We start from the raw sequence: 520 nt of genomic DNA on the forward strand, positions 1-520 counted from the left end.
GGCCCGGTGCCGGCGCGGCCTCGCTGGTGGACGAGCTCGGCCGCCAGCAGATCGCCGCCGAGGCCATCGCGCCGGTCGGGGAGGACGCGCGGCGCCGCGGCGTGCGGCTCCTGACGGCGCACCGGTCGAAAGGCCTGGAATGGGATGTGGTCGCGGTCTGCGGGGTGCAGGACGGCGCCTGGCCCGACCTGCGCCAGCGGCATTCGCTGCTGGCCGCCGAAGAACTCGACGCGCCCTCGCGCGGCGGCCTGCGCCCGCCGTTGACCCGCCAGGACCTGCTCGCCGACGAGCGGCGGCTGCTCTACGTCGCCCTCACCCGGGCGCGCCGGCGTCTGCTGGTGAGCGCCGTCAACAGCCCGGACGACGACGGCAGCCTGCCGAGCCGCTTTCTCGACGAGCTGGGCGTGCCCGTCGAGGCGGTCGCCGGCCGCCCGCCCCGGCCGCTGAACCTTGTCGGCCTGGTCGCGACCCTGCGCCGGCTGGCGACCGAACCGACCTCCAGCCCGGCGATGCGCACGGC

1 protein-coding gene is annotated in these 520 nt (G+C 77.3%); it reads left to right on the forward strand.

Annotated features, from left to right (window positions below):
- Positions 1 to 520 (forward strand): 3'-5' exonuclease (locus MXD58_RS24860; RefSeq protein ID WP_284678842.1); only part of this gene is annotated, 520 nt, incomplete at both ends.

The sequence above is a fragment of the Frankia sp. AgKG'84/4 genome (genome assembly GCF_023242965.2).
GTDB lineage: Bacteria > Actinomycetota > Actinomycetes > Frankiales > Frankiaceae > Frankia.